General features: G+C 39.4%; 18 protein-coding genes and 1 other RNA gene. 10 read left to right on the forward strand and 9 right to left on the reverse strand.

What is annotated here, in order from left to right; genetic code table 11:
• Positions 1-28: 28 nt before the first annotated feature.
• Entirely contained in the window at positions 29-397 is a 369-nt protein-coding gene (locus tag LY624_RS05985) for a hypothetical protein (protein WP_062570582.1), read from the reverse strand.
• Between the two features lie 50 nt (positions 398-447).
• On the opposite strand from LY624_RS05985, the gene LY624_RS05990 reads away from it, so the two are divergent.
• Together LY624_RS05990 and ggt are read left to right on the forward strand one after the other, a co-directional pair.
• Positions 448-1,011 carry a GNAT family N-acetyltransferase gene (locus LY624_RS05990; RefSeq protein WP_130151298.1) on the forward strand — a complete coding sequence of 188 codons (564 nt, stop codon included), beginning with the start codon at positions 448-450 and terminating at the stop codon, positions 1,009-1,011.
• 100 nt (positions 1,012-1,111) lie between these two features.
• Positions 1,112-2,725, forward strand: a complete 1,614-nt coding sequence (gene ggt / locus LY624_RS05995) for a gamma-glutamyltransferase (RefSeq protein WP_240701249.1) — start codon at positions 1,112-1,114, stop codon at positions 2,723-2,725.
• Between the two features lie 68 nt (positions 2,726-2,793).
• On the opposite strand, the gene tyrP is transcribed toward ggt, so the two are convergent.
• Positions 2,794-3,996 carry a tyrosine transporter TyrP gene (gene tyrP / locus LY624_RS06000; RefSeq protein ID WP_205989555.1) on the reverse strand — a complete coding sequence of 401 codons (1,203 nt, stop codon included), beginning with the start codon at positions 3,994-3,996 and terminating at the stop codon, positions 2,794-2,796.
• A gap of 399 nt (positions 3,997-4,395) precedes the next feature.
• On the opposite strand from tyrP, the gene LY624_RS06005 reads away from it, so the two are divergent.
• Positions 4,396-5,301 carry a DMT family transporter gene (locus LY624_RS06005; protein ID WP_130151301.1) on the forward strand — a complete coding sequence of 302 codons (906 nt, stop codon included), beginning with the start codon at positions 4,396-4,398 and terminating at the stop codon, positions 5,299-5,301.
• A 25-nt stretch (positions 5,302-5,326) separates the two neighbouring features.
• On the opposite strand, the gene LY624_RS06010 is transcribed toward LY624_RS06005, so the two are convergent.
• Positions 5,327-6,205 (reverse strand): flagellar protein MotY, encoded by an 879-nt coding sequence (locus LY624_RS06010; protein ID WP_341804389.1) that lies wholly within the window; start codon positions 6,203-6,205, stop codon positions 5,327-5,329.
• A 216-nt stretch (positions 6,206-6,421) separates the two neighbouring features.
• Between LY624_RS06010 and rnt the strand changes: the two genes are divergently transcribed.
• Positions 6,422-7,093: a ribonuclease T gene (gene rnt / locus LY624_RS06015; protein WP_130151302.1), complete on the forward strand. Its 672-nt coding sequence runs from the start codon at positions 6,422-6,424 to the stop codon at positions 7,091-7,093.
• Here rnt and LY624_RS06020 read toward each other — a convergent pair.
• Entirely contained in the window at positions 7,077-8,702 is a 1,626-nt protein-coding gene (locus tag LY624_RS06020) for a DUF342 domain-containing protein (RefSeq protein WP_130151303.1), read from the reverse strand. The genes rnt and LY624_RS06020 overlap by 17 nt on opposite strands.
• 276 nt (positions 8,703-8,978) lie before the next feature.
• On the opposite strand from LY624_RS06020, the gene ssrA reads away from it, so the two are divergent.
• The 3 genes from ssrA (at position 8,979) to LY624_RS06035 (ending at position 10,288) form a co-directional block, all read left to right on the forward strand.
• Positions 8,979-9,336, forward strand: a transfer-messenger RNA (tmRNA) gene (ssrA, locus tag LY624_RS06025).
• Positions 9,337-9,527: 191 nt separating this feature from the next.
• The gene (locus LY624_RS06030) at positions 9,528-9,686 is read left to right on the forward strand and encodes a phage integrase (protein WP_165381491.1); all 159 of its coding nucleotides are present in this window, start codon (positions 9,528-9,530) and stop codon (positions 9,684-9,686) included.
• 8 nt (positions 9,687-9,694) lie between these two features.
• A complete protein-coding gene (locus LY624_RS06035) occupies positions 9,695-10,288 on the forward strand; it encodes a tyrosine-type recombinase/integrase (protein WP_130151304.1) in 594 nt (197 codons plus the stop codon).
• Positions 10,289-10,325: 37 nt separating this feature from the next.
• On the opposite strand, the gene LY624_RS06040 is transcribed toward LY624_RS06035, so the two are convergent.
• The 3 genes from LY624_RS06040 to LY624_RS06050 are packed head-to-tail and all read right to left on the reverse strand — an operon-like array spanning position 10,326 to position 12,482.
• Positions 10,326-11,105, reverse strand: coding sequence for a hypothetical protein (locus LY624_RS06040; RefSeq protein ID WP_130151305.1), 780 nt, complete (start codon positions 11,103-11,105; stop codon positions 10,326-10,328).
• Positions 11,105-11,509 carry a hypothetical protein gene (locus LY624_RS06045; protein ID WP_130151306.1) on the reverse strand — a complete coding sequence of 135 codons (405 nt, stop codon included), beginning with the start codon at positions 11,507-11,509 and terminating at the stop codon, positions 11,105-11,107. The genes LY624_RS06040 and LY624_RS06045 overlap by 1 nt, the downstream gene beginning before the upstream one ends.
• Entirely contained in the window at positions 11,487-12,482 is a 996-nt protein-coding gene (locus LY624_RS06050; RefSeq protein WP_130151307.1) for a hypothetical protein, read from the reverse strand. Before LY624_RS06050 ends, LY624_RS06045 begins: the two co-directional genes overlap by 23 nt.
• A 452-nt stretch (positions 12,483-12,934) precedes the next feature.
• On the opposite strand from LY624_RS06050, the gene LY624_RS21340 reads away from it, so the two are divergent.
• Together LY624_RS21340 and LY624_RS06055 are read left to right on the forward strand one after the other, a co-directional pair.
• Positions 12,935-13,345, forward strand: coding sequence for a Tse2 family ADP-ribosyltransferase toxin (locus LY624_RS21340; protein ID WP_445936735.1), 411 nt, complete (start codon positions 12,935-12,937; stop codon positions 13,343-13,345).
• 477 nt (positions 13,346-13,822) lie between these two features.
• A complete protein-coding gene (locus LY624_RS06055; RefSeq protein ID WP_130151308.1) occupies positions 13,823-14,428 on the forward strand; it encodes a hypothetical protein in 606 nt (201 codons plus the stop codon).
• A 200-nt stretch (positions 14,429-14,628) separates the two neighbouring features.
• On the opposite strand, the gene LY624_RS06060 is transcribed toward LY624_RS06055, so the two are convergent.
• A complete protein-coding gene (locus LY624_RS06060) occupies positions 14,629-15,345 on the reverse strand; it encodes an enoyl-CoA hydratase/isomerase family protein (RefSeq protein ID WP_130151309.1) in 717 nt (238 codons plus the stop codon).
• 199 nt (positions 15,346-15,544) lie between these two features.
• On the opposite strand from LY624_RS06060, the gene LY624_RS06065 reads away from it, so the two are divergent.
• Complete coding sequence (locus tag LY624_RS06065) at positions 15,545-16,309, forward strand: sulfite exporter TauE/SafE family protein (protein ID WP_130151330.1); 765 nt, start codon at positions 15,545-15,547, stop codon at positions 16,307-16,309.
• On the opposite strand, the gene LY624_RS06070 is transcribed toward LY624_RS06065, so the two are convergent.
• On the reverse strand, positions 16,302-16,940 hold the full coding sequence (locus LY624_RS06070; protein ID WP_130151310.1) for an SDR family oxidoreductase: 639 nt from the start codon (positions 16,938-16,940) through the stop codon (positions 16,302-16,304). The genes LY624_RS06065 and LY624_RS06070 overlap by 8 nt on opposite strands.
• Positions 16,941-16,950 lie beyond the last annotated feature (10 nt).

Below are 16,950 nucleotides of genomic sequence, written 5' to 3' on the forward strand. Positions count from 1 at the left end.
AGGGTAAGCAGTTGCTTACCCTTTTCTATTAATTATTGCTTTCTTGTTCACGTTTTTCACGTGCTTCTCTAAGCTCTTCAGCAAGTTCTCTTGCTTTTTGCTTAGTTTTTTCTGATAGCTCGCCAGCAGCTTCTTTGCTCTCAATCCATGCATCAATGGCAATTTCTTTACCGTCATCATACATGTTTAAGCCCATCTTTTTACTTTCTTCCAAAAGCTCTTGTAAAGATTCATCATTAAACTCATTGGTGGTATCTTTTACTTCATCCCACGCATCGTTTAGTGCTTGTTTTACTTCTTCTTTAGCTTCGGCAGCGTCCTTTTTAGCTTCGTTGGCATCTTCGCAACCTGTTAAGGCTACACAACCTAATAAAACTAAGCTTGCTAATTTATTCATATTTTCCTCTAATGGTTCATGAACATTCAAATAAGTATAAGCAATTAAAAATGAACATAGCTAGAACAGAGCGTCTGAGTTTTAGGTTAATGGATGAAAATGATGTGCAGCTACTTTATGAGCTTGATAACGACCCTGATGTTATGAAGTATTTAACACGAGGCAAGACCTCTTCGTTGCAATCGATTAAAGACATATTTATTCCGCGTTTGAATGCCTATCGTAATGAACAAAAAGGATGGGGGTTGTGGCAAGTGAATATCACTCAAAGTAATACGTTTATAGGGTGGGTGCTAGTGAGACCCATGGGCTTTTTTGAACAGCCTGATTATAGTGACCTAGAGATTGGTTGGCGATTTAAACAAATAAGCTGGGGCAAAGGTTACGCATCAGAAGCTGCACTTGCTGTTGCACACTCAGTAAGCCAGTTTAAAGAGGTCAAATCCCTGTCTGCAACAGCATTAAAGGATAACGTAGGTTCAATAAACGTAATGAAAAAACTGGGCCTTAGTTTTGTAAAAGAATACCAACATAGTGATGAGCACGGCGAGTTACCCGCAGTGCTTTATTCATGCTCAAAAGAGCAATTAGCGCCTTTGAGCGCAACTCATTGATTTGCATGCTCTGGCATGTATTAATGCTTAAAATAAAATCAAAAAAGGAAGTGTCATGCCAAATTTAACTAAGTATGCGGCTGGGTTATGTGTAGCTACCATGTTGTTTTTTCACGCATCGTTGTTTGCTAAACAAGCAGCGGTTGCCATGCCTGACAGCTACAGCAGTGATACTGCACGAACCATTTTAGAGCAAGGGGGAAATGCCGTAGATGCCGCCATTGCTGCTCAGTTTGTACTAGCTGTTACTCTACCAGAGGCAGGAAATATTGGCGGCGGCGGCTTTATGCTGATCCAAAAAGAAGGCAAAGGGGACTTTATCGACTACCGTGAAACAGCACCGGCAGGGGCTCATCGCGATATGTATCTTGATGAAAAAGGTAATGTGATTGATAACATGTCTGTGTATGGTATTCATGCAAGTGGCGTTCCCGGTAGTGTGGCGGGTATGTGGTTAGCACACCAGAAGCATGGCACGCTAGAATGGAGGGCTTTAGTTGAGCCTGCACTAAAGCTCGCTGAAGACGGGTTTATTGTTCATCCAAAGCTTGCAGGGAGTATCGAGCGCTATATTGCACGCATGGCGAAAAAATCGGTTAAGGTTAATTTTGCTGATTATTTTGCCGATGCAAAAGCCGATAAGCTTTTTAAACAACCAGAATTAGCGGCAACCTTAAAGCGCATTCGTGACCAAGGTAAAGCCGGATTTTATGAGGGGGAAACGGCTAAAATTATTGCAAGCTTTATGAAGCAACATGGGGGGATCATTACCGAGCAAGATTTAAAAGCGTATCAAGCAAAGTCTCGCACACCTATAAAGGGCAAATGGCGTGACTTTGAAGTATTAACGTCGCCGCCACCAAGCTCTGGTGGTATTGCTATTTTGCAATGGTTGAAAATGTATGACCTTGCCAAACCTAAAGAGCCGCTTGCGCATAACTCAACCACTTATGTACACATACTTTCTGAGGTAGGTAAACGTGTGTTTGCTGACCGTGCAGAGTACTTAGGTGATCCAGACTTTTATGACGTACCAAAAACAGCTTTATTAGCCGATAGTTACCTTGCAAAACGTGCAAGTAACATTCGCCCTGATGCAATTTCCACGACCGAGAATATTAAACCTGGGCTTCATGAAAGTGAGCAAACCACGCATTTTTCTATTATGGACAAGTGGGGGAATGCGGTTGCGAATACTACGACAATAAATTTAAGTTTTGGTAGCGGAGTCGTTGTCTCTGGGGCTGGGTTTATTTTGAATGACGAAATGGACGACTTTAGCGCCAAGCCTGGAGTGATGAATGTGTTTGGTGCTCTAGGCGGAGAAGCAAACGAGATCCAGCCTCATAAACGCATGCTAAGCTCAATGACACCAACAATGCTATTAAAAAATAATAAAGTTAAAATGGTGACGGGCTCTCCTGGTGGTACAACTATTATTAGTTCAGTTTACGAGTCTATTTTAAATGCTGTTGAGTTTAATATGTCCGCAGAGCAAGTCGTAAATAGCCCGCGATTCCATCATCAATTATGGCCAAAGAATGTGATTAGGCATCATAGCGGTCTTGAGCCAAGTGTAGTAAAAGCGCTTGAGAAAATGGGCTATACACTCAATGAACGTCGCTTTGGTGATATGCATGTCATTATTAACACAGAAGGTAAGCTAGATGCTGCCTCTGAAGCATCTGGTCGTGGTAAGGCCATGGTGTTTTAGCTCGTTTCATGGTTTACAACAGACAGTAAAAAAGCACCCTCGGGTGCTTTTAGTTGAAATTGGCTTGTTTAACCAATAGCTGGAATAAGTCCCGCCATTTGCGCGCCTTGAGCACTGATAATCAACACACCAAATAATGCAGCTAATACTAAACCTATATTTCCGCCCTTAACTTGATAACCCGTATTAGAGTGACTGCGGCGTTGTTTATAAACCATAGCAACAGGTAAAAATACGGCTAAGATCACTAATGCAATGGCGGCATAGCCTAGCGCCATAATAAAACCTTGAGGATAAAATAAGGCAAACCCCAAAGGCGGTAAAAAGGTAATTAATGCGGTTTTAATTCTATCTTTACTGCCGTCACCTTTTTTGAAGGTGTCTGCAAAAAAATCAAATAGGCCTAAGCTTACCCCAAGAAAAGAGGTCGCCAGTGCTAAGTCTGCAAAAATGTTAACAGCCGTCGCTACGTGAGGGCTGTGTGCAATGCTTGCAACACTACTTACAAACCCAGGCAATCCCTGGCTTTGCAGTAAATCACTTTGACTCATCATTCCTTGGCTTAAAAGTTGCCAGAAAATATAAATAACAAGGGGCAGAGCAGCACCTGCAATCATTACTTTACGCAGTGTTTTAATATCTAAGCCCACGTATTTCACAATAGACGGAATAGAGCCATGAAAACCAAATGAGGTAAACACCACAGGAATAGCAGATAGAATCAGACCTTGCTCAAGCGGCATTTCGAGTAAATGCTGACCATGAACATAAGGCGTAAGCATATAAAACAAGCTCGCTAACACACATACTTTGATGGTAAACAGCACGCGATTAAGCTTATCGACCTTACTGGTGCCAAGCGTGACAACCGTGCCAATCACAATTGCTAATACTACCGAGCCAACTTGTGGTGCTAAAGACATTGATAGACCATTGTTGAGTTTCTCTTGTAGTTGCGCACCGCCTCCTGCGATATACGCGGCACATAACGCATAGAATAAAAACATAACTGAAAAATTAGCCACCCACTGTCCTCGCTTGCCCAGCCAAGACTTTGCGAGTGTGTTGAGTGTGGCGTCTCTGTCCGCATACTGATGCAACTCCAGCATAAGTAGTGCAGTGTAGGTCATTAAAGCCCATGTAATGAGTATGAGTGATAACGCTGTTGTGAAACCAAGCCCTGCGGAGGCGATGGGCAATGCCAGCATCCCTGCACCTATGGTGGTGCCAGCAACAATTAACATGCTGCCGATTGTTTTATTTTTAAGCACTTCTTGCCCCTTAAACTTCGTGAGAGGCAAGCAAGATATAACTTGTTTCATAAAACTTAAATAGTTTTGTTATAAATCAAAGAAATTAAATGTAACTTATGATTTACAAGTGCAAACCTAGTGTGAGTTGGTGGCTGAATTTTATTCAATAAAGTTTATCAACACGTATTGACAAAACCATCATTTAGTCGGATTCTTAATGTTCTTCAATTTACTTTTGATAATTATGATGCAGCTAAATAACCGACCAAATAATTGTAATTCGCGCCTGCTAACGTCAGTCGTGTGGTCAGTTATGTTCTGCGGTTAATAAAGTAAATATTACTAACCGCGTTCAAAGCGGTTGGTTATTCTCTCTAATTTTCTTCCGCTTTTTTCGCCTCTTAAAGGAATAAGCGTGTGCCTGTAAAAGCCTCATATTTTTTCATGGTGGTTATTTGGTCTACAACCCCATTGGGTATTGTTTGGAGTAGTGAAACTGTTGCTCCTACCTTAGCAGTACTATTACGTATGCTGGTGGGGTTAGTACTGGCTGCTTTCGTGGTTGCCGTGGCCAATATTCGTGTGCCTTGGCACCGTCGTGCGTTATTTTTGTACGGCTATTCGAGTATCGGTATTTTTGGCGGTATGCTACTTAGCTACATGGCAGCTAAAACTGTTCCATCAGGGTTAATTTCTTTGATGTTTGGTTTAGCGCCTATTTTATCTGGGCTACTAGCCCAAAAAATCCTTAACGAACCTAAATTCAGTGGCATAAAACTCGCCTCCTTAGGGTGTGCATTAATAGGGCTGTTTTTAGTCAGTCAGCGTCATATTCAGGGGGGCGTAGAGCAGTTAAGTGGTCTGTTATATGTTTTTATGGCGGTATGCTTTTTTAGCTTGAGTGGTGTAATGATCAAGCGGGTTAAAATAGCGATTCATCCGATGGCGACAACGTTTGGTGCTTTAGTTTTTGTAACCCCTTTGTTTTTTATTACATGGTTAGTTGTTGATGGGCAGTTTAATAGCCATATGTGGAGCGCAAAATCGTTGTATTCAATTATTTATTTGGGTGTCTTTGGGTCGCTCATTGGCGCATTAGCTTATTTTCATGTATTGCAAAAGTTAAACGCTAGTACGGTGGCACTAACTACCCTTATTACGCCTAGCTTTGCAATTGCCATTGGTGGAATACTTAATAATGAAACAATAGATCACGCACTTATTGTCGGTGCAACCATTATTATGTTGAGCCTTGCTTGTTTTCAGTTTGGAGATAAGTGGCTAAAACGCATTAAGCGTGTAAAGCCAGTAGGCTTGGGGTAGGGGAGTGATAGCCGAGTAATGGCTATCACATTTTTGCGATTTGAATAACTAAACGACGGTTTTTATTACGGTCTAAAATGTTGTCATTGCTCGCAACATGACGTTTTTCGCCATAGCCTTCGGTATCGACTTTGCTTTCATCGATACCCAAAGCAACAATGTACTCTTTAATCGCTTTGGCACGCTTTTTAGACAGCTCAAGGTTGTTCCAACGACCGCCGTAACTGTCTGTGTATGATGAAATTGAAATAGAAGCAATGCCAGTATCGTGTTTTAGGTACTCGGCAATTTTCTCTAATCGTTTTTGTGAGGCTTTAGTTAGCTTACTGGTATTTGGTTCGTAGTTCATAACCGTGAACGAAATATCTTCAAAGCTGTATGGCAACATAGAATCGCGGCATTGTAAAAACGCCCAATAAGCTTGCTTAAAGTTAACACTTGATAGGCCAACGGCAATTTTGTCGGCAGTATTTTGCCAATCTTGGTAGTAAAAGGTAGGTTGGTAGCCTTTTTCAAGCTCTGTAAGCATTTCCCATGCTGTTTTATTTCCGAGCTCGCCATCAAACTTACGCAACAGCTTCATATTTGCAATATCGCGGGCGGGCAATCCTGCTCGCCAACGAGGCGGAACCGCTTTTAAACCTGCAATACTATAATTATCTGGGCGTACCACCATATCAAGATTAAAATTTACATCTTTACTTTTACTGGCAGCTGTACTGAAAATGGCTTCGCCATAATAGGGAACTTCATGATTTAGTTGGCATTCAAGACGCGACGTTTTAACCATTTGCCAGTTTGAGGTATCGGCAGTTGCTGCATACTCACGCATGGCACCAGTAGCATGCACACTGGTGAGCAAGGTTAAAAGGCCTAAATTTAAAGAAAGTAGTGAAGGCTTCATCACAGGTATTCTCCAACTGATCATTAATGCCAACTATTTGGCATTTTATTGCTTTAACACCCCAAAAGCTGAGTTAATGAGGGGAGTCGATAAATATAAAGCAAGTACTGTGCCTAAAAACGCAGTGAGAATCTGCTATTTCATCATATTTGCTCTAGCAGAGCCCCCTTGGTTTTTGACATAATAACCAGCTTACACAGGCAAACCAAGAAGACTATGGAAAATACTGAACAAACTCTTTTCGCAAAACGCTTTCGTGGCTTTTTTCCCGTTGTTATCGATGTTGAAACGGCAGGTTTTAATAAAGACACCGATGCGCTATTAGAAATCGCCGCCTCGATTTTAAAGATGGATGACGATGGCGTATTAAGTATTGACCATACCTTACACTTTCATGTTGCGCCTTTTGAAGGAGCAAACATTGAACAAGCTGCTATCGAATTTAATGGTATTGAGCCATTCTCTGCATTACGTGGTGCTGTGCCTGAAGAAGAAGCAATAAAAGAAATTTGTAAAGCTGTTCGCAAGGCGCAAAAGGCCGCGGGTTGCCAGCGTTCAGTTGTTGTTGCACATAATGCGGCATTTGACCATGGCTTTTTAAATGCTGCGATTGAGCGATGTAAAATTAAGCGCACCCCATTTCATCCATTTGTGAGCTTTGATACGACCTCATTGGCAGGGTTAGCACTGGGTCAAACTGTGTTAGCGAAAGCATGCCGCGCAGCGGGTATTGAGTTTGACAATAAACAAGCTCACTCAGCCCTTTACGATACAGAGCGTACCGCAGAATTATTTTGTTTAATCGTCAATCGCTGGCAGCAATTAGGTGGTTGGCCGTTACCAGAGCAAGCCGATACGGCCGAACAAGAGACTAAAACGTCTGAGTAATTTTACCTTCTAAATAGCGCATCAAACTAGGTGGGTAAATACGTGAAAACTGTTTACTCTCCTGGGCTATTTTTAGCTCGACACCAGGGTGCATAAGCTCATTGACCTTTAAACGACTTGTGGCCAGTAAGCGGGCAATTTTAAGCTTTACCAATTGTTTCTTTTTCTTTGTATTAGCCGTCTTTATTTTAATTTGTTGCTCACTTGCCGTTATTTTATTGATGTAGTGTTCGCGTTGAGCGGCATCAGGGATTTTGTTGGCTTTTTTACGAGCTTGTTGAAGGGCACTGGCCTTAGTTGCCAGTAACTTTTCAAAATCACTGATTTGTTGCTGTTTTTGCCTTAAGTCATGCCAATACTGAGCGATGAAAACACGGGTTTTTGTACCCGAGGGCGCGCCCAGTTCACCTGTTTCAATACGCATTGCATCTAAAATGTTACCACCAATAATTTTACCGCGCGGGTTATTTGCCTTACCAACACGAATGAGCCTGCGAGCACTTAAATCGCAATGTAATGCTTGGCGTTCGATAAACAGATCTTGAGAACTTTTTATATGACAATATTGCGCGTAACCAATTGAAATTGTGCGTACAGCCTCAATATTGCACGTGAAGGCTTCGTTATTTTCGCGCTTGCGACCTATTGCCCCTAACATAATAGTGATTTCGCTTTTACTCTCAATGGTGGCTGACTCCACAAAGCCCAATACGGTGATATCGCCCGTTGCTTTAACACGCATACCATCTTTAACGTCACCACTTATGATGACGCTGCCATCAAAATCAACGTGACCTGTGCTAACATCAACATGATGAAAACATAAAACGTCATCGACGCGCATACCACGAGGAAGCGCAACAGGCACACCTTTAGAGTCAGCAATCAACATATTACTGTTGATAGGGTCAATACGGGTGCCTTCAAAGGGTTCAAGGGGGAAGTCTTTACCCGCAGAGGCTGGTAACACATCACCACAAACAGTGAAACCATTCTCTCCAGCTGTCGCTGGAATACGCTGCATAAGCGGCGTACCTGGGTTTACAGTAATAATGGCGCCTAAATCACGCATATCGACCTTTCCACCAGACTTAGCTTGTGGGCTCAATACTCTATCTTGTGCGGTAGGGCATAACCGAACGAATTTTGCATCGTTGCCATCTTTAGGCATACGACCGTGGGCAACAATTGCACTGTAATGCGCACCTGCAGGTTGCTTAAATTGCTGCCCTAAAAAGGTATCAAGAGCACGCAGACTTACCCCTTTTTCTACACCTGCATCGGCCAAAGCTGCTTGGGCATCATCCATGCTGATTATTTTTCCACCTTTGGCCGTTGTTAAACTGGCTTCTGCAACCATATTCTTTTCATCAACACTTATTGCTATTGACGCGTCTACCGCTTTGGCAATGACAAGTGAGTGAGTATTATGTTGGCTACTTGGTGTGAATAATTTGCCTATATTTGCGTCTATTAGCTCAAACTCAGCATAAGAAGATTGTTCGAACAGCTCTAAAAGCTGCGAACTGGTCACCGGAAAACCAGCATCACGCGGGTGCTCAAGCAAAGAGACATATCCACTTTGCTCATCGAACGTAAACATCGACATTTGGGGAGTCCTGAAAAAAGGCCTGTTATTATTATTGTTCGTTGCTACGGAATTATTTTTTATATGAGGTAACAACAGGCCTATTTGAGCACAACTTTAGTATTATGTTAAGAACTTGTATGCGTCAAATGTGAAATTTTGTATAAAAACTGACTTTTCCTGCTGGATTTTTCATCATTCAAAGTTACCTAGCAAAAATATCCTGATTAATGCCTTGAGTATAAACAGATTACTCAGTTATACTGCACCTACACTCTGAATGAGATATCAAATTCAGGGGCTGATTAGGATTCGACGGAATTCAAGACGCCCGAGGTGCATGTCGAGGTGCGGTTGGCCTCGTAAAAAAGCCGCAATCTAAAGTAATCGCAAACGACGATAACTACGCTCTAGCGGCATAATAGCCCGCTAGCACTTCTCCGGCGCATTCTTGTGGGCCCGGTTCTGAAGTGTCACCCTACACAAGATCGCGATGGAAACCCTGGCCGGGGTTGAAGCGCTAAAACTAAGCGGCCTCGCCTTTTCAGATCGTGTTCGTCCGAGCTGTAAAGGTTAACTAAAAGACGATACTAAGCATGTAGTACCAAAGGTCGAGGCTTTTCGGACGGGGGTTCAAATCCCCCCAGCTCCACCACTTTAAAGTGATATAAAACAGCCAGTTAGAGCATTATGCTTTAACTGGCTTTTTTGTTCCTGATATATTTGTCCACTTAGTGCCCACATTGGTTTTATCAAAGTATTAAACATAAAGATCTAAGGTAGAATTATTTAAAAATAAGGCTCTATTAGGCTTTGTGTTTAAATTCCGTTTCCCCCTATAAGTGCATGCAGCGCGCTTTAGCTAAATTAGAAATGATTTGTGAAGCGCTGAATAATCCAATTGCTATGAATTTACAGGCTAAAGATTTTGTTAAATGGCGTGGTGAACGTATGTCGGGTGAAACGCCAATAGGCCAAAAACAAAGAACAACGACCTTGTTTTAATTAAGAGTATGTTCAATAAATTAATTGAAGTAGGGGAGTTAAAATACCCAAATCCTTTAGCTGAAATTAAACCGTTCAAACTACAGCAAACCGAACTTTCATTTTTAATGGAAGACGAAATTATCACTCTGCTGAATGAATTAAAGCGCTCTACTAACCCGCATATTTTAATCGTGTCTAAAATCTGTTTAGCAACTGGTTGTAGGATAAGTGAAGCATGTAACTTAAAAGGTTCTCAGGTTATTAAATCAGGCGATAGCTACCGTATCACCTTTATTAATACCAAGGGTAAAAAGAACAGAACAGTACCAATTAGTGAAAAGCTTTTTAATGAGATCCCTAAAAAGTCAGGGCCACTATTTGCAGACTGTAGAAAGGCGTTTGAAAGGGCTGTGAATAAAACGGATATTAACTTACTAAAAGGGCAGTGTAGTTGTGTTTTAAGGCATACTTTTGCGAGTCATTTTATGATGAACGGAGGTAATATTCTGGTACTACAGGAGATACTAGGGCATGCAAAGATTGAGCAAACTATGGTTTACTTGCATTTTTCACCAAGTCACTTAGAGGATGCTATTAAGTTTGGACCTCATATAAATTAATTGAAAATATAATTTTCAACTCAAATTAGAAGTTTAATCATTCATCAAACTTGAAATATTTTTGTAATAACGGTATGAATTGCTGTGTTCCTAGGTTGGGGTCTTTTTTGTACTCAAAAAAAGCTGTCATTAAAGCAAGTCTAGCGTTTTTAATTTGTATAGATTCCGATTGTCTTCCACTTTTATCTAGCGGAATAAATGAAAAATCAGCCCAAAAAATATTTATTATAAGTGGAGAACCACACAACTTCTTAACCTTGATGGTATATGGTGTTTTATCATAAGTTACATCATCTGGTATTTCTACTTGATCAAAACAGGCCTCAATTTCGTCTATATGATCTTCAAAACCCTTACGGCTTACCCACTCTTTTGAAGTTAAAAAGTTATGAAAAGACTTTATCGATGGCAAAAGAGATTTTTTTTGATGATATATAAAAAATGCAACTCGGTCTTGATTCTTAGCATAGCGGGTTGTCAGCTGCAAGAGCCCTTCAAACAAGTTAAGATTTCCATAATTTCGCTTGGCTTCGCATATCCATTTAAAGCCATTAAATTCAATGTGAATATCTACGGACCCGACTTCTTTTGTTTGCTCTTGAACATTGGTCCACCCAGCTTCATAAAGTCTACCAACGATTTCAGTAGTAATATCATCTTCTTTTTCAACAAAGTATTTATCAGATGAAGATTCCATTCTTCTTATTATTCTGCATAAATCTTCATGTAAAAGCTTCTCAAAATCGTCGAAATTAGATATTTGTTCTTTTTCAGTAATCTTTTCTAATTTATGAAGTTGCTCAGCAGTAAATTTCATTAGCTAAAATCCAAATTACAATAAAATGAGAAATTAGATGAATCAAAGTCTTCAACTTCTAAACCACTTTCGCGATATACGGGTAAGCCAGTACCTTTCTGATAATGTAATACTGACTCTTTATCTAAATCTTTTTCTTCGCAACCGTCATCATAAATGTATTCAACGGATAGGATTTCAGAAAAGAAACATACAAGAGAGATGATAGAATCAAGGTCATCGTAGCCACTCGCCTCTCTTAATTTATATATTGGGAAGTATAATTGTTCAGGTGAGCTCTCTATGTAATCGATAAATTTAATTACATTCTCTATATCAAGTTCTTGGAAAGAATGGCCATATTTGGACACTTTTTCTCTATAAGCTTGAATACAGTTAGCTTTATATTGATCTTGCAATGACATTATCTAAAAGCCTGCTAACATGAGTAACAGAAAGAGGGTGCTTTAATGATATTGAATTGCATGAATTTTGCTCCCAATGTAATTTTTTAGGTGCAATAGTTAGCGTTGTTTTGTAATCTTTATCATCTTTACTTTTCCAATCAATAACGATTGCCCGACAAATATATTTTTCTAAATTTCCATCTAAATTAGAAACTTCCATGCTTCTTGCACACATACTCTTATTGCGACTAGTATTAAGAGTAGCATCTTTCCCCGTGTATTCCCCAACTTTTATTACAGAATCTGCTCTGCCAGAGCCTTGGTCATTATAGAAGTTTAAAATTGACTTAAAAAAGCAAATATTATTACTACGTGTTAATATTATGCTGAAACGCATACCAACTTCATCAGTGAAACAATTCATTACTTCTTTCTTGACGTAATCATGGTCTTTTTTAGGGATGTTTGCAGAAACCCTGATTTCAAACCTATCTTTTTTTAATGGCTTGAATACGCTGCAATAGTTTACTTTCTTTTCAGTAGCTGATTGGGTGGTAGCGGTAGATATGTATGCAATACTAAAAACTAACCCTTCTTTTATTCGTGAAAAGCCAATAAAGCGTACACCATTTCTTAATTGATGAATAGTGTCGCTATTTTGGATATAAAGAGTGGGTTCAACATCATCATTAGTGATTTTATCTAACTCTTGGGACAAGTTAGAGTCTAGCTCAACGACTGAGATTGTTGAATTCTGACAAACTAAAATTGATGAATAAATAGCTAATAAATTTAAACTTGTTGCTTCTGGAGCTAATTGTGAAGGTTTTTCTAATTGTTCAATTATGTTTGAGGCTGTCTTTTTTAAAGAATAAGACGTATTAAACTTAAACGGCTTAGCTAGCATTTTAAATAATTTTAAATCATCGAAACACTCTAGTGCTGAGAAATATGCCTCTGTGTCAAACTTTACTGCCTTGCTCGTTTTCAATAGTTGCTCCTTAACTTAAATTAGTGGGCTAAATTATAATTGCTTGTCCTTATTTTGCCCATATTGGTGAGATAAGGCAAGACTTCAAGAGATACCATAAGAAGCTAAGTTTCTGATTAAAAAGTAAGTTGTTGTTTTTATTGGTTACCTATTACAATCGAGGCTTTTCGGAGGGGGGCAAATCCCCTCAGCTACACCAAATATGAAAAGGCTACTTTCAGAGCAGCCTTTTATTGCCAAAATTTTCAGTCATAGCTTTCATGGTTTCAAATTGAATTCTCTGTATTTAAATTATGAATATCTTTTTATCGTAAAAGCTTTTATTCATTTTTCTAGCTTCGTTACCATCAGCCATAAGGAAATGGAATTAGAATAAGGGAATTATGATTACATTGTAACAAGTTATAATCAGTGGGGGCTATATTGAAAAAATCTATCGAGCAGAAAAAAAGCTGACGCTTTGGCGAGGGCTTCATAACTCTGAGGTCGACAATAAGCTTAATCCTTTATACCCCGATTTTTACAGTAAACAGCTGCCTAATGGCGATATTAGAGCACCTGATGTTACTATTATTAAAGATAGAGCGAAGGAAGTAGTACTTTCAGAGGAAGGAGTAGGCACATCTCTGGTAGACAAAGAAGGTATTTTTGGCTACAAAAACTGGGAGTATTTTGTAATCCCTAAAGGAACCCATATCCCCTCAGAATTAATAATCACCAAAGATCATTATATGGCAAGGAAAAAGTATTGGCATTACTCAATATCTCCGAACTTTGAAATGTCGTTAGATAGATTCATTGAAGCTCTTGATAAGCTCGTGTATAACGCTGGAATTAAAATAAAAGGAGCAAAGCATGCCTAGCATTGAGATAAGAACTCTATCAGTCTTTTATCCAAGCTTTACAGGCTGCAATTAAGCATAATGATTTTGTATCTCAGTCTGAGACCGTAGATAAAGATGACTATGAAGAAAGTTCGTACATGTATGAATTGGAGTTAGTGAAATTAATAAAATTGTATAAAAAAGCAGAAGAAAATGGAGTTCCAATTCCACTAAAAGATCTGCTCAAACCTCCTTTCGATGAGCTGGGCTAAAATGATAGGGTAAGCTCAGCATATTTTGTGGCTTACTCGCTCTTTCCAAATATGTTACCAATGATCTAAATTGGCAACAGTAGCCATAATTAAGTCATATGCCATTTATTATTTAGTAGCGATAAAGCTATTTGTGGCAAAGTTAAAAATTCTACTTTTATAATGCTTTAAAAATTAATGAGAAGTATTTCCAACAGGTCATAGGGCACTTTAGATGTAAAAAAATGCGCTCATTCAAACAACAATGCATGAAGATCAAACTCATGAGATTTTAACAGTCATGAAAGTATACAGAATTAATAGTAAGAATGACCAAGGGGATATATTAGATTTTGACCCTTATTCAATGTATCAATCATTAAAAGGCTATACAGACATTGCCGAAGCAGAGTTTATGATTAAAATTTTTGATTTACATGCTAACAATGACAGTATTTTTAATATCTGGCCAGATGTGATGTCTATAAAGCCATTATCTGGTGATTATGAAAAAGTTGATATGTATATCCAAGGTGGATTCTTAATACTATCAAAGGAAGCTTATGATTACTTACACCAATTTTTAAATGAGTATGGTGAGTTCCTTAAAATAGAAGTAAATGGCTTGGAAATGATGCTTTTTAACCTCCGTGTTTTTGGGAAAGAAGATCCTGACAAATGTATTGAGGATTACTCTAAAGGCTTGAGAAGTGGTTTTAAAAGTTTTGCATTTATTAATGCAGACATAAAAAATAAATTGATATTTAAATCTAAATTATTAGATGGAATAGGGGTGTTTTGCGGTGAAGAATTTAAGCAATTAATTGAACTAAAAAGTTTCAGTGGTGTTGAATTTAATGAACTTAGCTAAATTTCTCTTTTATTCTACGAGCTTTACTTGAATCATAATAGTGATAATTGGCAACTTATAATCCAGCATCACTAACACTGACAAACTCTTTCATAGCATAGCAATTAAGGTTGTAACAGCTGGCTTTTAAGTGTCTTATTCAGCCCTCCCGAACATAAAAACCTCTAAACTTAATGGTTTAGAGGCTCTACTCTTAAACATCACACAACTAACTGCACAGCATCTATGATGGGTTTATTTTCAATATCAATGGTGTCGATTATTTGTTTGTGTAGGCGCTTTTTGTGCTCGGCAAAAATAGCGCGTTTTTTATCGAATTGGCTGGCAAATTCAAGGGCGGTGTTAAATAAGCTGTCGCTGTCTGCACAGGCTTGTTCGATTATATGATCTTTTGCAAGTTCGCCTGCGGTTACTCGGCGGCCTGTGAGCATCATTTCGTTAAAGCGATAGTGTGGAATGGCTTTTTTAATAAAGGCGAGCATGCCTGGTAAAAACGGAATTGATAAATCAACTTCCGGAAAGCAGAAAAACCCACGGCTGCTTTGCATAAATCTAAAATCACACGCGCAGGCTAAAATAGCGCCGTTGCCAAACGCATGCCCATTGATGGCGGCAATTACTGGCATCGGAAATAGTAATAAACGCTTAAATACTGCGTCCATTGCGTGCATAAAACCGCTCACTTCGTCTAGCTTTTGTGCTTTTAGAGCGGGCATTAGCCAGTCTGTGTCTATGCCTAGGCTCCATGATTTCTCATCATTTGAAGTAATAACCAGTGCTTTGTGTGCAGGGTTGGCTTCAATGTCATTTAGGCAGTTTAAAAATGCCTCTGCAAAAGCAGGGTTGTGACGATTTTCACCTGCGGTCATGGTGAGTATGGCCACAGAACCTTGTGTTTTTACGTTCATTAATTCCATGCAGGATACTTTCTATTTTATCTTTGAGTGTGCTTAGTTATATACCATCAGCAGATGAAAATAAACCTCTAGTCCGACCAGTTGTATGTATTTAAACTGATTACCTTTTAGTCTAGGTAGGTATTTAAACAGTCGTTTAACTTAGTCGAGCATGTTAGTTTTGAATCAAATAACATAATAAAGCGACGTAATGGAATTAATGAGTTGGGAATTATTAGGTGGTGAGTTATTAAGTCCGATCAGCACAATTGTATTGATTGTTGTAGCCGGCTTTACATCGATGATCTCCGCTGCGTTTGGTGCGGGTGGTGGGTTAATGTTGCTAGTGATTATGGCGTCAATGCTACCTATGGGGGTGGTGATCCCTGTACATGGTTTAGTGCAGCTAGGTTCTAATGCGAATCGCTTTTTATTTACCTTTAAACATATTGATGCAGCGATGTTTATATACTTTTCATTAGGCGGTGTATTGGGCGCGTTAGTGGCATCGTCTATTGTGACATCGATCCCGCTAGAGCTAATGAAGATTGTTGTGGCTGTGTTTGTGTTGTATTTACTTTGGGGCGTAACCCCAAAACTGAGAGAAACATCAAAACTATGGCGAGTGTTTGCAGGGCTTTGGACAAGTTTTACTTCGATGTTTGTGGGAGCAAGTGGCCCACTGGTTGGTAGTTGTTTATACGTGAATAATTACGATAAGCTTAAGTTTACAGCCACTTTTTCAAGCTGTATGACGGTTCAGCACACGCTAAAAGCGATTTTATACGGTGCGGTAGGCTTTGCATTTTGGCAATGGCTACCTTTGGTGATATTAATGATTTTAAGCGGTGCAATAGGCACATGGCTTGGCTTAAAATTATTGCACCGCATTTCATCCGACAAATTTAAAAAGATTTTTCGTTTAGTGTTAACTGTGCTTTCCCTGCAACTTGCTTGGCAAGGAATAAGCTACACACTTAATTAAAAGCAGGTAATTCACTTAATGATTTATCGCCATTAAATAACTCAAAAACCTGTGAGCTTTTAGACTCTTTAGTCGCGATATAGACTAACGCATCGGCAACGTCCTCACGATTAATAACAGCATCTTGACGTGTCGCTGGTCGGGTTGTTGTGAACACTCCTGTGGCCTTATCATCTAGCAACGTACCTGGTCTTATAATGGTGTGATTTAGCCCACTTTGTATGAGGTGTTGATCAGCCATGTGTTTAGCTACTAAATAGGGCTTAATGCTGCTTTCGATGTTGTCTGGTGCATCTGCGCCAATTGAGCTCACCATAATAAAATGATTCACTTTGGCATCCACTGCATAATTTATAGCTTTAACTGCGGCCCATAAATCAATGAGTAGTGTTTTGTCTGCACCCGTTGCGCCACCTGAACCCGCACTAAAAATCACTTGCTCTATTCCCTCAAATGCACGACTAAAGTCGTTTTCAAGGTCTTGCTCAACAATGGTTAAATTATTGTGGTCAATATTGGCTAGCTTGTTTTTATCACGAACCAGTGCCACCACATCATTGCCTTCGCTCAGCATTTTTTGGGTGGTCATTTTACCGATTTGCCCACTAGCACCTATGATTAAGGTTTTCATTTCAAACTCC

The organism is Pseudoalteromonas sp. N1230-9, from assembly GCF_032716425.1.
Lineage (GTDB): Bacteria > Pseudomonadota > Gammaproteobacteria > Enterobacterales > Alteromonadaceae > Pseudoalteromonas.

Excerpts from the sequence above, each read along its gene's own strand:
- LY624_RS05985 (WP_062570582.1), bottom strand. The coding sequence starts at position 397 with ATGAATAAATTAGCAAGCTTAGTTTTATTAGGTTGTGTAGCCTTAACA.
- LY624_RS05990 (WP_130151298.1), top strand. The coding sequence starts at position 448 with ATGAACATAGCTAGAACAGAGCGTCTGAGTTTTAGGTTAATGGATGAA.
- ggt (WP_240701249.1), top strand. The coding sequence starts at position 1,112 with ATGTTGTTTTTTCACGCATCGTTGTTTGCTAAACAAGCAGCGGTTGCC.
- LY624_RS06010 (WP_341804389.1), bottom strand. The coding sequence starts at position 6,205 with ATGAAGCCTTCACTACTTTCTTTAAATTTAGGCCTTTTAACCTTGCTC.
- rnt (WP_130151302.1), top strand. The coding sequence starts at position 6,422 with ATGGAAAATACTGAACAAACTCTTTTCGCAAAACGCTTTCGTGGCTTT.
- LY624_RS06020 (WP_130151303.1), bottom strand. The coding sequence starts at position 8,702 with ATGTCGATGTTTACGTTCGATGAGCAAAGTGGATATGTCTCTTTGCTT.
- LY624_RS06030 (WP_165381491.1), top strand. The coding sequence starts at position 9,528 with ATGCAGCGCGCTTTAGCTAAATTAGAAATGATTTGTGAAGCGCTGAAT.
- LY624_RS06035 (WP_130151304.1), top strand. The coding sequence starts at position 9,695 with ATGTTCAATAAATTAATTGAAGTAGGGGAGTTAAAATACCCAAATCCT.
- LY624_RS06040 (WP_130151305.1), bottom strand. The coding sequence starts at position 11,105 with ATGAAATTTACTGCTGAGCAACTTCATAAATTAGAAAAGATTACTGAA.
- LY624_RS06045 (WP_130151306.1), bottom strand. The coding sequence starts at position 11,509 with ATGTCATTGCAAGATCAATATAAAGCTAACTGTATTCAAGCTTATAGA.
- LY624_RS06055 (WP_130151308.1), top strand. The coding sequence starts at position 13,823 with ATGCATGAAGATCAAACTCATGAGATTTTAACAGTCATGAAAGTATAC.
- LY624_RS06060 (WP_130151309.1), bottom strand. The coding sequence starts at position 15,345 with ATGGAATTAATGAACGTAAAAACACAAGGTTCTGTGGCCATACTCACC.
- LY624_RS06065 (WP_130151330.1), top strand. The coding sequence starts at position 15,545 with ATGAGTTGGGAATTATTAGGTGGTGAGTTATTAAGTCCGATCAGCACA.
- LY624_RS06070 (WP_130151310.1), bottom strand. The coding sequence starts at position 16,940 with ATGAAAACCTTAATCATAGGTGCTAGTGGGCAAATCGGTAAAATGACC.